18 protein-coding genes are annotated in these 18802 nt (G+C 69.5%); 12 read left to right on the top strand and 6 right to left on the bottom strand.

Features of this window, described 5'->3' with window-relative positions:
* The first annotated feature begins 249 nt into the window (after positions 1-249).
* A complete protein-coding gene (locus ACZ6BB_RS19400; RefSeq protein WP_471616389.1) occupies positions 250-1530 on the top strand; it encodes an MFS transporter in 1281 nt (426 codons plus the stop codon).
* 290 nt (positions 1531-1820) lie between these two features.
* Here the strand turns inward: ACZ6BB_RS19400 and ACZ6BB_RS19395 are convergent, their stop codons facing one another.
* Complete coding sequence (locus ACZ6BB_RS19395; protein WP_471616388.1) at positions 1821-2762, bottom strand: LysR family transcriptional regulator; 942 nt, start codon at positions 2760-2762, stop codon at positions 1821-1823.
* 120 nt (positions 2763-2882) lie between these two features.
* Between ACZ6BB_RS19395 and ACZ6BB_RS19390 the strand changes: the two genes are divergently transcribed.
* The 9 genes from ACZ6BB_RS19390 (at position 2883) to ACZ6BB_RS19350 (ending at position 11338) form a co-directional block, all read left to right on the top strand.
* On the top strand, positions 2883-3866 hold the full coding sequence (locus ACZ6BB_RS19390) for a fumarylacetoacetate hydrolase family protein (RefSeq protein ID WP_471616387.1): 984 nt from the start codon (positions 2883-2885) through the stop codon (positions 3864-3866).
* Positions 3863-4825: a cyclase family protein gene (locus ACZ6BB_RS19385; protein WP_471616386.1), complete on the top strand. Its 963-nt coding sequence runs from the start codon at positions 3863-3865 to the stop codon at positions 4823-4825. The genes ACZ6BB_RS19390 and ACZ6BB_RS19385 overlap by 4 nt, the downstream gene beginning before the upstream one ends.
* Positions 4826-4978: 153 nt before the next feature.
* On the top strand, positions 4979-6142 hold the full coding sequence (locus ACZ6BB_RS19380) for an FAD-dependent oxidoreductase (RefSeq protein WP_471616385.1): 1164 nt from the start codon (positions 4979-4981) through the stop codon (positions 6140-6142).
* Entirely contained in the window at positions 6139-7149 is a 1011-nt protein-coding gene (locus tag ACZ6BB_RS19375) for an amidohydrolase family protein (RefSeq protein WP_471616384.1), read from the top strand. The genes ACZ6BB_RS19380 and ACZ6BB_RS19375 overlap by 4 nt, the downstream gene beginning before the upstream one ends.
* 11 nt (positions 7150-7160) lie before the next feature.
* Positions 7161-8099 carry a VOC family protein gene (locus ACZ6BB_RS19370; protein ID WP_471616383.1) on the top strand — a complete coding sequence of 313 codons (939 nt, stop codon included), beginning with the start codon at positions 7161-7163 and terminating at the stop codon, positions 8097-8099.
* A 114-nt stretch (positions 8100-8213) separates the two neighbouring features.
* A complete protein-coding gene (locus ACZ6BB_RS19365; RefSeq protein WP_471616382.1) occupies positions 8214-9185 on the top strand; it encodes a fumarylacetoacetate hydrolase family protein in 972 nt (323 codons plus the stop codon).
* Positions 9182-9925, top strand: coding sequence for an SDR family oxidoreductase (locus ACZ6BB_RS19360; RefSeq protein WP_471616381.1), 744 nt, complete (start codon positions 9182-9184; stop codon positions 9923-9925). The genes ACZ6BB_RS19365 and ACZ6BB_RS19360 overlap by 4 nt, the downstream gene beginning before the upstream one ends.
* Positions 9926-9947: 22 nt before the next feature.
* Positions 9948-10703 (top strand): CoA transferase subunit A, encoded by a 756-nt coding sequence (locus tag ACZ6BB_RS19355; protein WP_471616380.1) that lies wholly within the window; start codon positions 9948-9950, stop codon positions 10701-10703.
* Positions 10703-11338 (top strand): CoA transferase subunit B, encoded by a 636-nt coding sequence (locus tag ACZ6BB_RS19350; RefSeq protein ID WP_471616379.1) that lies wholly within the window; start codon positions 10703-10705, stop codon positions 11336-11338. The genes ACZ6BB_RS19355 and ACZ6BB_RS19350 overlap by 1 nt, the downstream gene beginning before the upstream one ends.
* A 356-nt stretch (positions 11339-11694) precedes the next feature.
* On the opposite strand, the gene ACZ6BB_RS19345 is transcribed toward ACZ6BB_RS19350, so the two are convergent.
* Positions 11695-12072: a DUF5958 family protein gene (locus ACZ6BB_RS19345; RefSeq protein ID WP_471616378.1), complete on the bottom strand. Its 378-nt coding sequence runs from the start codon at positions 12070-12072 to the stop codon at positions 11695-11697.
* 645 nt (positions 12073-12717) lie between these two features.
* On the bottom strand, positions 12718-13416 hold the full coding sequence (locus ACZ6BB_RS19340; RefSeq protein WP_471616377.1) for a hypothetical protein: 699 nt from the start codon (positions 13414-13416) through the stop codon (positions 12718-12720).
* A 273-nt stretch (positions 13417-13689) separates the two neighbouring features.
* Between ACZ6BB_RS19340 and ACZ6BB_RS19335 the strand changes: the two genes are divergently transcribed.
* A complete protein-coding gene (locus ACZ6BB_RS19335) occupies positions 13690-14004 on the top strand; it encodes a CPCC family cysteine-rich protein (RefSeq protein ID WP_471616593.1) in 315 nt (104 codons plus the stop codon).
* 239 nt (positions 14005-14243) lie between these two features.
* On the opposite strand, the gene ACZ6BB_RS19330 is transcribed toward ACZ6BB_RS19335, so the two are convergent.
* Genes ACZ6BB_RS19330 through ACZ6BB_RS19320 form a run of 3 tightly spaced genes read right to left on the bottom strand, consistent with a single transcriptional unit; the run spans position 14244 to position 15813 of the window.
* Positions 14244-14468 (bottom strand): hypothetical protein, encoded by a 225-nt coding sequence (locus ACZ6BB_RS19330; RefSeq protein WP_471616376.1) that lies wholly within the window; start codon positions 14466-14468, stop codon positions 14244-14246.
* Complete coding sequence (locus tag ACZ6BB_RS19325) at positions 14393-14611, bottom strand: LAETG motif-containing sortase-dependent surface protein (RefSeq protein ID WP_471616592.1); 219 nt, start codon at positions 14609-14611, stop codon at positions 14393-14395. Before ACZ6BB_RS19325 ends, ACZ6BB_RS19330 begins: the two co-directional genes overlap by 76 nt.
* 35 nt (positions 14612-14646) lie before the next feature.
* The gene (locus ACZ6BB_RS19320; protein WP_471616375.1) at positions 14647-15813 is read right to left on the bottom strand and encodes a PQQ-dependent sugar dehydrogenase; all 1167 of its coding nucleotides are present in this window, start codon (positions 15811-15813) and stop codon (positions 14647-14649) included.
* Between the two features lie 614 nt (positions 15814-16427).
* On the opposite strand from ACZ6BB_RS19320, the gene ACZ6BB_RS19315 reads away from it, so the two are divergent.
* Positions 16428-17948: an NCS1 family nucleobase:cation symporter-1 gene (locus tag ACZ6BB_RS19315; RefSeq protein WP_471616374.1), complete on the top strand. Its 1521-nt coding sequence runs from the start codon at positions 16428-16430 to the stop codon at positions 17946-17948.
* Positions 17949-18802: the final 854 nt, after the last annotated feature.

Below are 18802 nucleotides of genomic sequence, written 5' to 3'. Positions count from 1 at the left end.
TCGCGCGCAGGAACGGCCGTGCACGTCTTTCGTCCGCGTGACGGTTGCCCATCCCATCCACTGCGTGGATAACCCGGATACGGGATTCGGATTGCGCTGGGGATGGCACCGGCGCCTTGGCGCCCCCATAGTCGTCGCTACCGCACGCCGCCGTCCGGATGCCGCCGGCGTGCGAGTCCCCCAGCATGCCGTGCGTCGTCGGCGCCCGTGAGGCATGCCCGCTCCCTTACGCCGTTCCCTGGAGTCGCCATGCCCGGTTCCGTGCCCCCGCCGCCTCCCGCCGCGGTCGATGCCACCGCTCCGTCAGCCGTCGCCGTGTCGGGCCCGGCCCATCTGCTGCGGGTGACCCTTCTGATGGCGGGCAGCTGTCTGCCGATCCTGGGGGCGGTGCTGATCGCCCCGGTGCTGCCGAAGATGCAGGACCACTTCGCGTCGGTCCCGGGGGCCAAGGCGCTGGTGCCCCTCGCGCTGACGGTCCCGGCGCTCGCGCTGGCGCTGCTGGCCCCGTTCGCCGGTGTGATCGTGGACCGGGTGGGCCGCAAGCGCCTGCTGGTCGTGGCGACCCTGCTGTACGCCGCGTTCGGCACCGCCCCGCTCTGGCTGGACTCGCTGGGCGGCATCATCGCCAGCCGCGCCCTGGTCGGAGTCGCCGAGGCCGCGATCATGACAGCCTGCACGACCCTGATCGGCGACTACTACAGTGGCCGACAGCGGGTGAAGTACCTCGCCCTGCAGACCATGTGCGCCTCGGCATCGGCCACCGTCTTCTTCGTGCTCGGCGGCGCCGCCGGATCGGCGGGCTGGCGCATGCCCTTCTGGGTGTACGCCGTGAGCCTGGTGCTGGCCCCGCTGATGGCAACCGCCCTGCCCGACCCGGCGGCCCGTGCGGACGGCGACGAGGTCCCGGCCGCGGCTCCGGCCGAGGCGGAGGCCCGCCGCCCTTTCCCCTGGCGGCAGCTGGCGGGCATCTGTGCCCTCACCTTCTTCGGGGCGCTCGTCTTCTACACCGTCCCGGTGGAGATGTCGTACCTGCTCGACGACCTCGGGGTGGAGAACACCGGCGTGATCGGACTGGCCACCGCGATCGCCAGTGCCGCCACCGTGGGGGGAGCGGTCACCTTCGCCCGGCTCAAGCGTTCTCCCGACCCGATGCTTCCCGGCGTTCTCGCGGTCTGCGCGGTCGGCTTCGGGGTGATGTTCCTCGCGGACAACGCCCCGCTGCTGGTCATCGGGGCGGTCGTCAACTGTGTGGGCACCGGCATGCTGCTTCCCGCCCTTCTCACCAGTGCCATGTCCCGTCTGTCGTTCGAGGACCGCGGCCGTGGCACGGGGCTGTGGACGGCGGCCTTCTTCGGCGGTGAGTTCGTCTGCCCGCTGGTGCTGCTCGCCGGGGAGGCTGCCATCGGCAGTCTCCCCGGTGCGGTGGGCGTGCTGGGGCTGGCCGCCGCCCTCGTCGCGGCGGGGCTGTGGGCGGCCCGCCGTCGTACGGATGCCGTCGATCCCCGGTCGTTGCCGGAGCAGTTGGCCTGAGGGGGGCAGGCCGGTGTACGGGCGCTGTCGGTCCTTGGCCGTTGCTGGAGCGGTTGGCCTGAGGGCGCGCGGGCCGGCCGTTGTACGGATGTCGTCCGTTCCCGGCTGTTGCCGGAGCGTTGGCCCGAGGGCAGCAAGGTCCGCCCGCTGTACGGGTGTCGTCCCCAGTGGTTGCCAGGAGCGGTGGTTCTGAGGGCGGCCCGTCCGCCCGCCGACAGCGCGTCGCTCACGGGCTGCCGCTGGGCCCGGTCAGAGCCGGCCCGGCGGCAGCCCCGCGCTCTGGCCGACGGTCACGGCCTTCCCTGGGCCTTGGCGTTGCTGTAGCCGTTGCCCGCCAGCGTCAGGCCCACCTCCGCGGCCTTCTGCCGCAGCCAGATGTGGCCCGCGTCCTGCGCGTGCACCGGGTGCCACCACATCGCCTCCCGCACCGGTACAGCCTCGAACGGGCAGGGCAGGACGCGCACCGCGGCGGAGCGGACCGCCTTGCGCGCCAGGCGCTCCTGGATCATCGCGATCCGGCGGGTGCCCTCGACCATGTGGGGCAGCAGCTGGAAGGTCTGCACGGACACCTCCACCTGGGGACTGATCCCTATCATGCTGAGCTGGCGGGCGGCCGGGGCGTCGTAGGGACGCTGGTAGACGGCCCAGGGCAGACGCCCCAGCTGGTCCAGGGTGAGTTCGTCACCGATCTCGGGGTGATCGTCGGCGACCATGCACAGCCAGCGGTCCTGGTGGAGTTCGACGGCGGGGAAGCCGTCGATGACGCCGTGCGGCATCAGCAGTCCGTCGACGGTGCTCAGCACGGTGGCGGTGTTGTCCACGACGGACGGCGCCGGGTGCTGGAAGGTGAGCCGGATGCCGGGCGCCTCCTGGTGCAGGGCGCGGGCGAGTGCGGCGCCGAAGACGGCCGCCCCGTAGTCGGAGGCGAGCAGGGTGAACTCCCGGGTCTCGGCGGCCGCGTCGAAGTCGGCCTGGCTGGCGAAGACCCGTTCCAGCAGGTCGCACGCGGTGGCGCTGCGGTCGCGCAGGGCGGCGCCGAGCGGGGTCAGCTCGTAGGCGTTGCCGGTGCGGGCGAGCAATTCGTCGTCGAAATGACGGCGCAGCCGGGACAGCGCGGCGCTCATGGCCGGCTGGCTGAGGCCGATGCGCTCGCCGGCCCGGGTGACATTGCGCTCCTCCAGCAGCGCGCGAAGGGCGAGGACCAGATTGAGGTCGAGTCGGGACAGGTTCACCGGGCAACCACCTAGCAGCGAGAGTCATCCATGTCGTGGATTCGGCGCATCCACAGGATTGATTTCCGTGATTAACCGATCGGGGCCAGAGTAGACCGCAACCCAGCAGGAGGAAATCAGATGGCAACGCTCGCGCAACCTGCCGGCCCGTTCGCGCTCGGCACGTTCTCCGCTCAGGACGGGGAGTCGTTTCCCGGCCTCCTGGCCAAGGGCCGGGTACTCGACTTGAGCAGTGTCCTGGCCTGGGCACCGTCCAGCGTGCGCGCCGTGGTGGAGCGGTGGGAGGAGGCCCTGCCCGTCCTGCGCGTCCTGGCGGACGAGGACGCCCTCGGCCGGCGGCCACTGGAGAGCCTGCGGGTGCACGCCCCCATCGAGCCGCGGCAGATCTTCCAGTCCGGCGCCAACTACCGGCAACACGTGATCGACCTGGAGGTCGCCCACCGCTCCCCGGACGACCCGCGCACGGTCGAGGAGGCCCGCGAGGAGATCGCCGCGGTCATGGACCGCCGGGCCGCCGAGGACCTGCCGTACGTCTTCATCGGTCTGCCGAGCGCGATCACCGGCCCGTACGACGACGTGGTCCTGCCCGCCTGGGCCGAAAAGCCGGACTGGGAACTGGAGTTGGCGGCCGTCATCGCCAAGCCCGCCTACCAGGTGACGGTGGAGGAGGCCCTGGAGTACGTCGCCGGCTACACCATCGCCAACGACCTCACCGACCGCGCCACCGTGTTCCGCCGGGACATGAAGGCCATCGGAACCGACTGGCTGCGCAGCAAGAACGCCCCCGGCTTCACGCCGCTCGGCCCGTGGCTCGTACCGGCCGAGTCGATCGCGGACACCGGTGACCTGCGGGTCACGCTCAAGCTCAACGGCGACACCATGCAGGACGAGTCCACCAAGGACATGCTCTTCGGAGTAGCCCGGTTGGTGTCGTACGCCTCGCAGACGGCTCAACTCCTACCCGGTGACCTGGTGTTGACCGGCAGCCCGGCCGGAAACGGCATCCACTGGGGACGCCTGCTGCGCGACGGCGACGTCATGGAGGGTTCCATCACCGGTCTGGGCGTGCAGCGCACCCGCTGTGTCGCGGAGGGAACGACATGAGCCTGGACCGCCGCGACCCGGAGGACGCGATAGCCGAGGCCGCCAAGGCGTACTCCAACTGGGGGCGTTGGGGTGAGGACGACGTGCTCGGCACACTGAACTTCCTCGACGAGGCCAAGCGGCGCGAGGGCGCGGCGCTCGTGCGCCGCGGCGTCAGCTTCTCGCTGTCGCAGCGGTTCGACATGAACGGCCCGCAGAAGGGCTGGCGCCGGCGGACCAACCCGGTGCACACCATGCTCGACACGGGCACCGACGCGGCGCTGGGCAACCAGGGTTTCCCGCACGGCATCGGCGGCGCCGACGACGTGATCGCCATGCCGCTGCAGTGCTCGACCCAGTGGGACGGACTCGGCCACATCTTCGACCACGGATTCGCCTGGAACGGGCGGCGCGCCGACAAGGTGGTCACCTCCGAAGGCGACCTCGTCACCGGCATCGAGCACATGGCGCCGCACGTCGCCGGACGCGGCGTGCTCCTCGACGTCGGCCAGGTCGTCGGCACGGACGGCGAGCTGCCCGACGGGTTCGCCATCACCGAGGAGCACCTCGCCCGGGCCGCCGAGGCCCACGGGGTGACCGCCGGCCGCGGCGACATCGTGCTCGTCCGCACCGGACACCTCGCCCGCGCAAGGCGCGACGGCTGGGGCGACTACGCGGGCGGCCCCGCGCCCGGCCTGTCGTTCACCACCGCCGGCTGGCTGCACCGCACCGAGATCGCCGCCATCGCCACCGACACCTGGGGCTTCGAGGTCCGTCCCAACGAGTTCGACGACGCCTTCCAGCCGCTGCACCAGGTCGTCATCCCCAACATGGGCCTGCTGATCGGCGAGATGTGGGACCTCGACGCACTCGCCGCCGACTGCGCCGACGACGGCGTGTACGAGTTCTGGCTCACCGCCGCTCCCCTCCCCATCACCGGCGCCGTGGGCTCCCCGGTCAACCCGATCGCCGTCAAGTAACCCGCGCCACTGCCGGATGCGCCGTTCCCCGGACAGCAGCGGCGCATCCGGCCCCGCACCCCCGTCCCCACCTCTGGCCCGCACTCGCGGCGGGCGAGCCGCAGCCCCCGCCGCCCGAAGCCGCGCGGCCCAACCCCGGGAGGAATCCCCGACATGGCTGACAGCCGCACTCTCCCCCAGCCTCCGGCCGGGGGCACACCCACCGTCCTGGTCATCGGCGGGGGCGCCTCAGGCAACGCCGTCACCATCCTGCTGCGGCGCGCCGGCATCGCCGTCGACCTGATCGAGGCCAAGCCGGACTGGAACGCCACCACCGGCTCCGGCATCACCCTCCAGGGCAACGCCCTGCGGGTCCTGCGCGAACTGGGCGTGTGGGAACAGGTGAAAGCCTCCGGATACGCCTTCGGCTCGCTGGGCGTGACCACTCCCGACGGTACCGTCCTGTTCGTCGCCGAGGACATCCAGACCGGCGGGGAGGACCTGCCCGCCACCCTCGGCATGCAGCGCCCCCAGCTGCAGCAGATCCTGATCGACACGGTCGGCGCCTCCGGCGCCGACGTTCGTCTCGGCACCACCGCCGAAGCGCTGGAGCAGGACGCCGACGGCGTCTCGGTGCGCTTCAGCGACGGCAGCGAGGGCAGATACGACCTGGTGATCGCCGCCGACGGACTCAACTCCGCCACCCGCGCCGCGATCGGCGTCACCGACAAACCCGAGCCGACCGGCATGGCCATCTGGCGCATCGCCGCCCCGCGGCCCGAGAGCGTGACGCGCACCGACCTCGCCTACGGCGGCCCCGCCTACATCGCCGGCTACTGCCCCACCAGCGAGAACACCATCTACGCGTACGTCGTCGAAGCCTGCCGCGACCGCGCCTCCATCGACCCGGCCACCTACGCCGACGAGATGCGCCGCCTGGCGCAGAGCTACGGCGGGGTCTGGCCGGAGATCACCGAGCACATCACCGACCCGAAGAAGGTCAACTACACCTGGTTCGACCACCTGCTGGTGGAGGGGTCCTGGCACCGGGGCCGGGTCTTGCTGATCGGCGACGCCGCCCACTGCTGCCCGCCCACCCTGGCCCAGGGCGCGGCGATGTCCCTGGAGGACGCCCTCGTCCTCGCCGAGCTGCTCACCAGCGGACGGGACTGGGACGACGAACTGTTCCAGGCCTACCACGACCGCCGTATCCCCCGGGTGCGCACCGTCGTCGAGGCGTCCATGCAGATCGGCCAGTGGCAGCTGGACGGTGTGCGCGACGCCGACATGGCCGGGCTGGTCGGCCGCACCATGAACCTCCTCAAGGAGCGCCCGTGACCACCACCGCATCCTCCGCGCCGACCATCGACGTCCACGCCCACCTCCTGCTCCCGGAGGTCGAGGAGGCCGTCGCCGGTCATCCCGGTCTCGCCGCGGCCCGCGCCCTCGACGCGCGCCGCAACGGCCCGGCGGCCCTGGCGGTGAACGGTCCGATGGTCGGCGCGCGCGTGCCGAAGCTGACGGACGCCGCGGTGCGCCTGACGGCCATGGACGCGCAGGGCGTGGACATCCAGCTGGTCAGCCCCTCGCCGTCCCACTACCACTACTGGGCCGAGCCCCAACTGGCCGAGACGGTCTGCCGACTGGCCAACGAGGGCACCGCCGCACACTGTGCGAAGGCTCCCGACCGTCTTCACGGCCTGGGCCTGGTCCCGCTCCAGCATCCCGGCCTCGCGGCCCGCCTGCTCGACCACGCCCTGGACGAGGGGCTGAGGGGCGTGGAGATCTCCTCGCACGCGCCCGGCCACGAACTGTCGGACCCGGCGTACGAACCCCTCTGGTCCCGCGCGGAGGAGACGGGCGCCTTCCTCTTCCTCCACCCGTTCGGCTGCACCCTCGACGAGCGCCTGGACCGGTGGTACCTGTCCAACACCGTCGGCCAGCCCACCGAGAACGCGGTCGCCCTCTCCCACCTGATCTTCTCCGGCGTTCTGGACCGCCATCCGGGTCTGAGGCTGATCGCGGCGCACGGCGGCGGCTACCTGCCCACCCACATCGGCCGCTCCGACCACGCCTGGCAGGCCCGTCCCGACGCCCGGGGCTGTGAGCGGGAACCGAGCAGCTATCTGAAGCAGCTGTACTTCGACTCCCTCGTCCACGACCCTCAGGTGCTGCGGGAGCTGCTGCGAGCGGTCGGCCCGGAACGGGTCCTGCTCGGCTCCGACTTCCCCTTCGACATGGGAAGCGACGACCCGCTCGGCGCGCTGCGCGCCGCGGACCTGCCCGACACCGACTTCCACTCCGTCCGCGGCGGAAACGCCGCCGCTCTGCTCAACCTCGTCTGAGGAGCTCCCCCATGAGTAACCGCCTGCTCACCCACCTCCGCCACGTCGATCTCGCCGTACCGGACTACGACAAGCAACTCGACTTCTACGCCGGCGTCTGGGGCCTGACCAAGGTCGCCGAGGACTCCGGCATCTCCTTCCTGGCCGCCGAGGGCTCCCCCGAGCAGTACGTCGTCCGGCTGCGCAAGGCCGACGAGAAGCGTCTGGACCTCGTCTCCTACGGCGCCGCGAACACGACCGACGTGGACACCCTCGCCGAACAACTCCTCGCGACCGGCGTGCAGTTGATCTCCCAGCCGGGCAAGGTGGACACCCCCGGGGGCGGGTACGGCTTCCGGTTCTTCGACGTGGACGGGCGCACCATCGAGGTCTCCGCCGACGTCGAGGTGCGGCAGCACCGCAAGATCGAGGAGAAGGAGTCGATCCCGGTCAAGCTGTCGCACGTCGTCCTCAACTCGCCGGATCTGGACAGGACCAAGGCGTGGTACGAGGAGCACCTCGGCTTCCGGCTGTCCGACACGCTCGGCCATCCGCACATCGGCGACGTCATGCACTTCATGCGGATCAGCAACCAGCACCACTCCATGGCCATCGCCAAGGGCCCGCACACCTCGCTGCACCACATCTCCTTCGAGATGCGCGGAATCGACGAGTACATGCGCGGCTCCGGCCGTGTCATCCGCTCCGGCGCCCGCAAGATCTGGGGTCCGGGCCGGCACATGGCGGGCGACAACACCTTCACCTACTTCCTCGACCCGCACGGCAACACGGTCGAGTACACGACGGAGTTGGAGCTGCTGGACGAGGACACCTGGCACCCGCACGTCTACGACTTCTCGAAGCCCGAGGTCACCGACCAGTGGGGCACCGCCAACCCCATGAACGAACTGGTCACCAAGGAGTCCTTCAACGACGTCGACCGCGGCGTCTTCGTCGCCCCGCCGGTCTGATCGGCGAAGCCCTGAGTCCCTGGGGGCGCGGTGACCCTGTCACCTCCCTGACTCCCCTGCCGCGCCCCCGGCCTTCGTGCCACCCCTCACACCGACAGCCGACAGGAAACTGCCATGCGTTTCGCCACGTACGAGTACCGCGACCGACGCCAGGTGGCCGTCGTCTCGGAGGACGGCACTCTCCACCCCCTGCCCGGCGTCAGCTCACTGACCGGCCTGCTCGCCGAGGGCGGCGGCCTGCCCGAACTGCTCGACGCGGGCTCCGCGACCCTCGACGTCCCGGCCGGCCCCCACGTCTGCGACGTACGCCTGCTGGCGCCGCTCCAGCCGCCCACCGTGCGGGACTTCGTGACCTTCGAGGAACACGTCGAGGGCGTACGACGGTCCGTGGACGGGGCTGCCGGGGTACCGGAGCGGTGGTACGCGGCCCCGACGTTCTACTTCGGCAACCCCTACGCGATGTACGGGCCGCACGACGACATCCCCGTGCCGCCGGGGTCGAGCGTGCTCGACTTCGAGCTGGAGGTCGCCGCCGTGATCGGAAAGGAGGGCCGCGACCTCACCCCCGAGCAGGCCCGCGACCACATCGTCGGCTACACCGTCTTCAACGACTGGTCGGCCCGCGACCTGCAGTCCGCCGAGATGAAGGTCGGCCTCGGCCCCTGCAAGGGCAAGGACACCGCCACGACGCTGGGTCCCTACCTGGTCACCGCCGACGAGCTGGAGAGGTACCGCGACCCGGACGGCTTCCTGAGGCTCGCGCTCACCGCCTCGGTGAACGGCGAGATCGTCGGCAAGGACCTGCTGTCCAACATGAGCTGGACCTTCGAGGAGATGACCGCCTACGCCTCCCGCGGCACCATCGTCCGCCCCGGCGACGTCCTCGGTTCCGGGACCTGCGGAAACGGCGGCTGCCTCGCCGAGCTGTGGGGTGTACGGGGTGAGCAGTCCCCGCCTCCCCTGAAGCCCGGCGACACGGTCACCCTCACCGTCGAGGGCATCGGCTCCGTCTCCAACACCGTGGTGGCCGGCCCGGACCCCATGACCGTTCCCGTCGCCCGACGCCGCACGAGGCAACGGCCGTGACCGATCTCCATCCCGAAAGGCTCCTCGGCAGGGTCGTCGTGGTCACGGGCGCGGCCGGTGGCCAGGGCGCCGCGGAGGCCGAGGCGCTGACCCGCGAGGGCGCCCGGGTGATCGCCACCGACGTCTCGGAGTCGCCCGGTTGCCGCCGTCTCGACGTCACGAGCGAGAAGGACTGGGCGGAACTCGCCGCCGACCTGCGTGAGGCGTATGGGCAGGTGCACGGCCTGGTCAACAACGCGGGCGTCACCTGGCGGGCCCGGATCGACGACGTACGCCCCGAGGACATGGCCCGGGTCCACGCGGTCAATGTCACCGGCCCGCTGCTGGGCATCCAGCACCTGGCGCCGCTGATGCCGCCCGGCTCCTCGATCGTGAACGTCGGCTCGTCCGCGGCGCTCACCGGCCACTACCCGGTCGCCTACACGGCCAGCAAGTGGGCGCTGCGCGGCCTGTCGCGGACCGCTGCCATGGAACTGGGGCCCCGCGGCATCCGCGTGAACACGATCCACCCCGGCTTCATCGAGACGGACATGACCGCCTCCGCGGCGCCCGCCTTTCGCGAGGCGAACATCCGGGAGACACCACTCGGCCGCACCGGCACGGTCGAGGAGGTCGCCCCACTCGTGGTCTTCCTTCTGTCCGACGAGTCGTCCTTCATCACCGGCGCCGAGATCCCGGTCGACGGCGGCCTCACGGCGCACGGCGGCGTCAAGTCGATCTCCGACACCCTTCACCGGTAGCAGCAGAAAGGCCCTCCCACCCATGGACAAGGTCCGCGTGAGCGCGGCCGAGGCGGTCGCCGACATTCCCGACGGTGCGTCACTGGCCGTTGGCGGCTTCGGACTCAGTGGTGTACCCGAGGCCGCGATCCGGGCCCTGCTCGTGCAGGGCGCGACCGGCCTCGAAGTCGTGTCGAACAACTGCGGCGTCGACGGGCGCGGGCTGGGCGTGCTGCTGGCCGCCGGACGTATCGCCCGGGTGACCGGGTCCTACGTCGGTGAGAACAAGGAGTTCGCCCGCCAGTACCTGTCCGGTGAGCTGGAGGTGGAGCTGGTGCCGCAGGGCACCCTCGCCGAACGGCTGCGCGCGGGCGGCGCGGGCATCCCCGCCTTCTACACCCCGGCGGGAGTGGGAACGCAGGTGGCGCGGGGCGGTCTGCCCTGGCGGTACGCCCCCGACGGCTCGGTCGCCGTCGCCTCCCCTCCCAAGGAGACCCGCGACTTCCACGGCCGCCCGCACGTCCTGGAGCACGGCATCACCACCGACTTCGCCCTCGTACGGGCCTGGCGCGGCGATCGCCACGGCAACCTGGTCTTCCGCCGCGCCGCCGCCAACTTCAACCCCCTCGCCGCGATGGCCGGGCGGACCACCGTCGCCGAGGTCGAAGAGCTGGTCGAGCCCGGTGAGTTGAGCCCCGACGAGGTCCACCTGCCGGGCGTCTTCGTCCAGCGGATCGTGGCCCTCACTCCTGAACAGGCGGCCGACAAGCAGATCGAGAAGAGGACGGTACGACCCTGATGGCCTGGACCCGCGACCAGATGGCCGCCCGCGCAGCCGCCGAACTCACCGACGGCTCGTACGTCAACCTCGGCATCGGCCTGCCCACTTTGATTCCCGGCCATCTGCCGGTCGGCGTGGAGGTCGTGCTGCACTCCGAGAACGGCATCCTGGGCACCGGGCCCTACCCGACCGAGGACGGGGTCGACCCGGACCTGATCAACGCCGGCAAGGAGACCGTCACCGTCCTGCCCGGGGCCTCCTTCTTCGACTCGGCCCTGTCCTTCGGGATGATCCGCGGCGGCCACATCGACACCGCCGTGCTCGGCGCCATGCAGGTGTCGGCCGCCGGTGACCTGGCCAACTGGATGATCCCCGGCAAGATGGTCAAGGGCATGGGCGGCGCGATGGACCTCGTCCACGGCGCCCGGCGCGTCATCGTCCTGATGGAGCACACCGCCAAGGACGGAACCCCCAAGATCGTCGAGGAGTGCACCCTGCCGCTGACCGGCGAGCGGTGCGTCCACCGGATCATCACCGACCTCGGCGTACTGGACGTCACACCGGCCGGCCTCGCGCTCGTCGAGACCGCCCCCGGGGTCACCGCCGAGGACATCGCCGCCCGCACCGAAGCACTTCTGGTCCGGAAGCCATGAACACCGGGGCACCATCCGCTCATGCGTAGGCGTTCCATCGAGCCACGCGTTGACGCTGGGCGGCCAGGGACCGTGGTCCCTGCCCGCTGTGAGCGCGGTGAGCACACCAACCCACCAACTGTTGGCCCCCATAGGGCAAGTATCACGCTGGCGCAACATGTCACGGTAGGCCGCACAGCACCGTTGCGGTCCCCAGCCACCGTCTCAGTTCCCGTCTCATTCAGGTCTGGGCCGTCCCTGGGCCGTCCGTGGTCGCTCAACAGTGGCCGACCACCAGGCGCACGAGCACACCGCCCCTGACCAGCAAAATCCCAGCTCACCAAGATCCCCGACAAGACCCAGGGCAAGAAGTCGTCTTAGGTTGCGTCCCGTGGCGGATCTGGCAGGTTGTGCCACGCGTGACCACATCCGCTAGCGCAGTACAGCGTCCGCCTGCGGGTGTCCGCGATGCTGAAGAGGGTGACGAGCAGGCGGAAGGACTTGGTGAGTTCGTAGGCCGGAAGGGCTCCCATCCCGAAGCGCCACTTCGTGAGCATCACCGCCGGCGTGTGAGTGGGGCGGATGCCGGAACGCGCGATGCTCTCCGGCACGTCCTCCTCACAGGCGCGGGCCTGCCCGCAGAACAGCACCAGTGCGTGAAGGACCTCGCGCTGGTCACCCTCTGAGAGGCCCTCGAACCACTCGACGCCCTCGGCCACCGGTCTGAGCCCCTGTGCAAGATCGTTCAGGATCACCTCGTGTGCGTACAACACAGACTTCCACCCTCATGGTTCAGACCGACGGTACGCGCACGGCCGCCCGTGAGCAGCACAGTTTCTCGTGCCCTGATGGCACAGCCAGGTGACGCAAGCAGCAGGCTCCCCGTCGAACCCGCCAGCGCCTTCCACATGGTTCGCGTCCCGAGTGAGTGTCTAACTGCGTGACAACGCAGGCAAACAGCGGCGGACAAGCACGGACGTCTGCGGACCATCAGCACAGGTGAGGGCCACACCAACCCAAGGCAGCGCCCCCGCCCAAGTTGCTTCGGGACGAAGCGGTCGCTCCGTTAAGGTGCGCGGCATGACCGACGACGCCCCGGCCTGTCCCGAGTGCAGCCAGCCCATGAAGTCTGGCGGCTTCGTCCTCTCCAGGCGGGAGGACGATGGCCGGCGGACCTGCCGGACGTTGTGGAGGTGTAGCGGTCGGCATGTCTGGTGGAACTGGGCCGACCGGCCGGATGAGCCTTTGGAGCCCTGCCCCGTGCCGCAGCTCTTCCGCTGACATCCAACGTTGACATCAACGCCCCCGGACGGCGGCGACACTCAGCACCCACGTGTGGCACCGGTGCCTGAGGTGGGCCCGTGCCAGGGCGAGAGGAGATCGAACTCCTAAAGCGGTGCTCAGCTCCCGTCGTGCAGCGCGCTACTGATCTCCAGAAGGCGTCCCTCAGGCAGAGCGAAAGCGTTGCTGGGGTTTCGGTGGGAGTGTCCACCATCGTTGATCCGGACACCGTCTGCCAGCGTCCAGCAAACGGGAGCCCATTGGCCCTGGTTCTCAAGGAGCATGCTCGCCACGTCGGCGGGCTGCTCGATCAAGGTGAGAGCGCTGAGCGCGGTAGTGAGGGTAACGGTTGCGTCGTCGGGAAGTCGCGCGTCGCCGAGTGTGGGGAAGAGCAGCAAGAGACGGGCGTCGGGGTCGTCAACGCCCTTTGTTGACGACTGTCGAGCAGCGGACAGCAACTCCGGCCAGGCCATGCCGGGGCCCATGAAGTGACCGTCATCCACAGCGAGGGTTTCCGCTGCCGGCCAAGTCGGGTGATGGATCAGATAGTCCACCCCTCGCTCTCCGTCGAAGTTGCGATAGACGACGTAGATGATGTGGCCGGAGCGGAGGGGCACACTGAACGTCGGCCACTCCTGCTCGGCGGAGAGCACGCGGTAGAGCTCCATGGCCGCGTCCCAGTCAGCTCCGAACGCGGCTCGCTGCGCGTCCTCGCCGCGCAAACAGGTGCCGAGGTGCAGGGGCCAGAACAACGGATCGTCAAGGTAAGCGTCACCCTCGACCAGAGGACCACCTTCATATCCGGGGATCTTCAACATGCGAGGATGATGGCACGAGGGACCGACACCACCAGGGCGTGAGGGCCCGGCCACCGCTCCGTCTCAGTTCCCGTCTCATTCAGCGCCGCTCACGGTCGTTCAGACGAGACCCAGAGCCGTCCCCGCCCCGATGGCTGACCGCTCATGAACGCAGGTGAACGCCCCCCGAACGACGCCCACGACCCCACCACCACAGTTGGAAAGCGTGCACCAACGCCCAAAAAACCATGGGCACATGCTGGAGCTGGGGACCAGGATGCAGACGTGACGTTCATGATTGTTCGTGGGAGTGCCCAGAACGGGCCATACCGCTGCCCGTGCTGCGGGTTCATAACCCTGTCCGAGCGTGGAGCGTTCGAGATCTGCGATGTCTGCTACTGGGAGGACGACGGCCAGGACGAGCACGATGCCGATGCGGTACGCGGTGGCCCCAACCATGACCTCAGCCTGCGGCAGGCACGCCAGAACTTCGAGGCGATCGGCGCGTGCAACGAGTACTGCGCCCAGTTCGTACGCGCCCCGCTGCCCAACGAATACCCGGATAGCGGCATGCCTTACGGAACGGGCTCGCTCTACTCGTGGTCGTAGCGTCCAGGAGCTCCCGCCGCACCATAAGCGCACCAGATCGAGCGGGGAACAGCGGGGAACCACGGTGACAACAGCCGAGCCCAACGAGGCCATGCCTGAGTCGCTGGCACAGGTCAGCGCCCGATCGAGCCTCACATGATCGCAGCTTCCCAAGCTGAGAGCGCGAGTTCGATTCTCGTCACCCGGTCCATGAAGAAGGCCCAGGTCAAAGACCTGGGCCGTTTCGCTGTCCGCTGCGATCACTCGCCGCGTGCCAGATTCCTGCCAGAACGCTGGTCGGGCTCCTTCTCCTGCTGCTTTTCCCTGGCCACAGCCCGAGACTTCCGCACGGTCGCAGACAGCCCGGCGGCCATCTCCTCCTGCCGCTCGTGGTCGGAGTGCTGGTGGATCAGCGCCACCGTCTCCGAGGACTGCCCGACCGCGGCGGCCAGCAGGCCGATCGCCGTGGCGGGCTGCCCGGGCACCTTGATGAGCCGGCGACGATCACCGTGGCGGGATTCGTGCGGCGCCTGCGCGCGAGGTAGACCGCGGCGGCACCGACCGCCGCGACCGCGAGACCGGCACCCGCGAGGACGGGAGTGCTGCTCGACGCGCCAGTCTCGGCGATCCCGGAGGTGATCCAGCCGACCTGGGTGATTCCGGCTACTCGGCGGCTTCTTCATCCGCCGGTCGTTCCGCCGGGTCGATGCGGGAGACGCTGCCACGCAGGTCGAGTACGTACAGCTCGCCATTGCCTCCCTGCACGAACGAGACGACCCGGCCGCCGTCGGCTCCGAGGTCGCTCACGCCGGTCACCTCGCCGTTCTCCATCCGCAGAGCACGGAGGGTGCCGTCGCAGTAGTCGCTGAACACATACTGACCCTTGAGGTCCGGGATCGCCTCGCCTCGGTAGACGTATCCGCCGGTCACCGAGCAGCCAGGCCCGCTGCGGTCGTACTCGTAAACCGGCGGTGTGTGGTTCGCGGGCTCCGTGCCGCCCCGGAAGGGATGGTTGCCCTCCATCTGGGACCAGCCGTAGTTCTCGCCGCCCTTGCTGGTCGCCGGGGCCCAGTCGATCTCCTCCCAGGCACTCTGGCCGACGTCCCCGATCAGCAGATCGCCCGTGCCCGCGTCGAAGGAGAACCGCCACGGATTGCGCAATCCGTACGCCCAGATCTCGTCCTTCGCGTTCGGGTCGTCCACGAACGGGTTGCCCGGCGGGATCGCGTAGGGCTTGCCGCCGCTCGGATCGATCCGCAGCAGCTTGCCCAGCAGCGTGCCGAGGTTCTGCCCGTTGCCGTGCGGGTCGCCGGCCGATCCGCCGTCGCCGAGCGCGATGTAGAGGTAGCCGTCGGGGCCGAACGCGATGTCACCGCCGTTGTGGTTCGGGTAGGGCTGTGTCTGGGTGAGGACCGTGCGCCGGGTGTTCGGCTGGATCTTGCCGTCCCGCACCGCGAACTCGTCCACGGTGCTGGTGCCTTGGAGGTTCGTGAACGAGATGTAGAAGTGCGCGAACTCCTTGTCGAACGTGATGCCCAGCAGGCCGCGTTCGCCGTTGGTGGTGGTCTCGCCGGATATGTCGATGACGGGGTCGCCGAGCCCTTCATCGTCCAAGACCCTTACCTTGCCCGCGCGTTCGGCTATCCAGACCGTGCCACCGGGACCGGCGGCGCCGGCGGATGGATTCCGGGCCGTTGCCACTTTCTCGAGCACGACCTTCGCTGCCTGACGTGGGGTGCTGAGCTCGTCGGCAGACGCCGTGGTCAAAGCGAGGGAAGCGACGAGGCAGAGGGCGCCGATGATCGCCGAGCTTCTGGTGCGAACTTTCACCGTGATCCTCCTAGAGGCGGCGAACGGGGGAGAGCACCCGGCTGCCAGGGGCAGAAAGGCGGGTGTCGTCCACGCCGGCACGCACACCTGGGGGGTGGGGGGATGGTGCGCTACTGGCCACAGGTGAGGCTACCGGGATAGGAGTTGTTGAAATAGACCACACTCCGCCATCCATTCACCTCCTCCGCTCCGCTTCCCGTCGCGGCCTGAGCCTCTCCGTTCCCCGGCGCACAGACACTCGACGGCGACGGCGCCAAGGCCGGGCAGGCAGTTCCGAGGGAGGCGCGACAGTCGATCCCGGAGCGCAGGGGCGTAATGCGTCGGAGCCCAGTGCGCTCGCGAAGGCTCCCCGAGCCGGACGGACGAACCAACAAAGTCAAGCGCCGCACTCGTTCGTGCACACGCTCGATCCGCCGTTCTTCGAAGCCGTGCCCCATCCGCACCCGCCGCATCGGGATCAACCGGCGACTCGATCCTGAAAATGGAAGAGAACTTCCGTTGACGGGTCTGGTACGCGCCGGACACGCGGGTGCAACAACCGGGTCGTTAGCTGCCGCATCAACCGTCCGGCGCAGCGCCAGCAGGGGACGGGGCACAGCACGAAGGAGCAGGACATGACGGCCACGGACAGCGCGGACGCGGACAGAACCGCCGCCCCGCCCGGGTACTCCCCCCGTCTCTACAACGCGGACCTCGCCCCCGCCACCGAACGCAAGTGGGGCGCCTTCAGCATCTTCAACGTCTGGACCTCGGACGTGCACAGTCTGTACGGCTACTTCCTGGCCGCCAGCCTGTTCCTCGTCGCGGGCAACACCTTCAAGTTCCTCATCGGCATCGGTGTGGGCTCGCTGATCATCTACTGGCTGATGACCCTCATCGGCAAGGCGGGCGTCAAGACCGGTGTCCCCTACCCGGTCCTCGCCCGCGCCTCGTTCGGCACCTTCGGCGCCAACGTCCCGGCTCTCGTACGGGCCGTGGTCGCCACCTTCTGGTACGGCGCCCAGACCAGCGCCGCCGCCGGCGCCATCGTGGCCTTCCTCGTCCGCTACGACGGACCCAAGCATCTGCACGAGACCAGTCGGCTCTTCGACCACAGCGGCCTCGAAGTGCTGTGCTACCTCGGTGTGTGGGCCGCCCAGTTGCTCATCATCAGCAAGGGGATGGAAACGGTCCGCCGTTTCCAGGACTTCGCCGGCCCGGCGGTCTGGGTGATGATGCTGATCCTCGCGATCGCGCTGTCCGTGAAGGCCGGGACGCTGTCCTTCTCCGTCGACATGCCGAGCGGCGACCTCGCCGCACTCGCCAAGAGCGCCACCGGGCTCGACGTCAGCCCCGGCTCACTCGCCGCGATCGCGGCGATAGCCGCCACCTGGGTCACCTACTTCGCCGCCCTGTTCCTCAACTTCGGTGACTTCGCACGCTTCACCCCGGACACGAAGGCCCTGAAGAAGGGCAACCTCTGGGGCCTGCCCGTCAACCTGATCCTCTTCTCCCTCGTCGCCGCGATCACCACGGCCGCCGCCAGCAAGGTGTACGGCGAGGTCATCCTCGAACCGGCCGAGATCTCCGCCAAGTTCGACAGCGCGTTCCTCGTCCTGCTCGCCGCCTTGACCTTCGCCGTGGCGACCCTCGGCATCAACGTCGTCGCCAACTTCGTCAGTCCCGCCTTCGACTTCGCCAACGTGGCCCCGAAGTACGTGACCTTCCGCAGGGGCGGCCTCATCGCCGCCGTCATCGCGCTCCTGCTCTACCCGCTGCACCCCTGGGACAACGCCCCCAGCTTCGTCAACGCCATCGGCTCGACGATGGGCCCCATCTTCGGTGTGATCGTCGTCGACTACTACCTCATCCGGAAGACACAGCTGAACGTGCCCGCTCTGTACGAGGAGGACGGGGAGTTCCGCTTCCAGGGAGGCTGGAACGTACGGGCGTTCGCCGCCGGTGTGGTGGGCGCCGTCTTCTCCAGCATCCTCCCCGTCTACGGACCGTCCGGATACGGGGCGGCGCTGGGTCCGTACTCCTGGTTCATCGGAGTCGCCGTGGCCGGGGTGCTCTACTTCGCGTTCAGCAGGGGCAAGAGCCCCCACACCGCGAGGACGGCGGCGACGGAAGCGCCGGAGGCGACAGTGGCATAGGAGTCACCTTCTTCCAGCAACCCGAGGAGGGCGCCCGACCTGGGCTGATGCCGGTCAGGCGCCCTTCTCGTCGTGCAGCGGGCGGCGCTGTCGGCATGCCGACACCCCTGGTTCCGGCTCCCCGACCTCTCACCAGCGCACAGCACGAACAGCCCGCGGCGACCCCATCCCGGCAACAGAGTAGGGCGCACTTCGCCGGCGAGGTTGTGCCCTCGCGAAGACCGCCCAAACCGGATATCCGTACCGGCCGAGCCACGCGCAGAGCCCGTTCCCGCCCGCACGCTGCCCACGGCCGTTCCACGAAGACCACGAGGCCGACTCACGTTGGCGATCAGCCTTGGATGAACCCCGGTGACCGCCCTTGTACGTAGCCCGGAGTCCCATCAACCCAGTTGGAAAGCGTGTGGGCAAGAGCGCGCAGCGTGATGAGCGGAACCGCTACTCCTGGACGGGGAGGTCGGGGTGGGTGGCTAGAAAGATCATGTAGGCGATCGCCGCTGTTCCTCCCAGGAGGGACAACACACCACCCACTACGGCTCGCGACCTGCTCGCTCGGTCATGCGCTGACGCCTGGTACTCGATGTAGGCCCGCACAAGGCCGACGAGGGCCATGGGCAGAGCAAGGAAGCAGACGAGTATCCAGAAGGGGCAACAGAACCAGCACGCCACGGACGTTCCGCCGAACCAGACCGCGAGTCTTTGGACCTGTTGTGTCTCGTCCGGTGCGCCAACGGAAGTCATGGGCCGATTCAAGCAGCACCCTTGCGGGAGCTCCGCAGCGGGAGAAGCCGCCGTCGGCGACAGAGGTCGGCGTGCCACCGCCGCCAGGGAGCCACAGCAGACGTGCGCCACAA

It is taken from the genome of Streptomyces sp. NPDC041108, assembly GCF_055592645.1.
The sequence above is the reverse complement of the archived record's forward strand: the minus strand, read 5'-3'. Positions and strand labels throughout refer to the sequence as shown.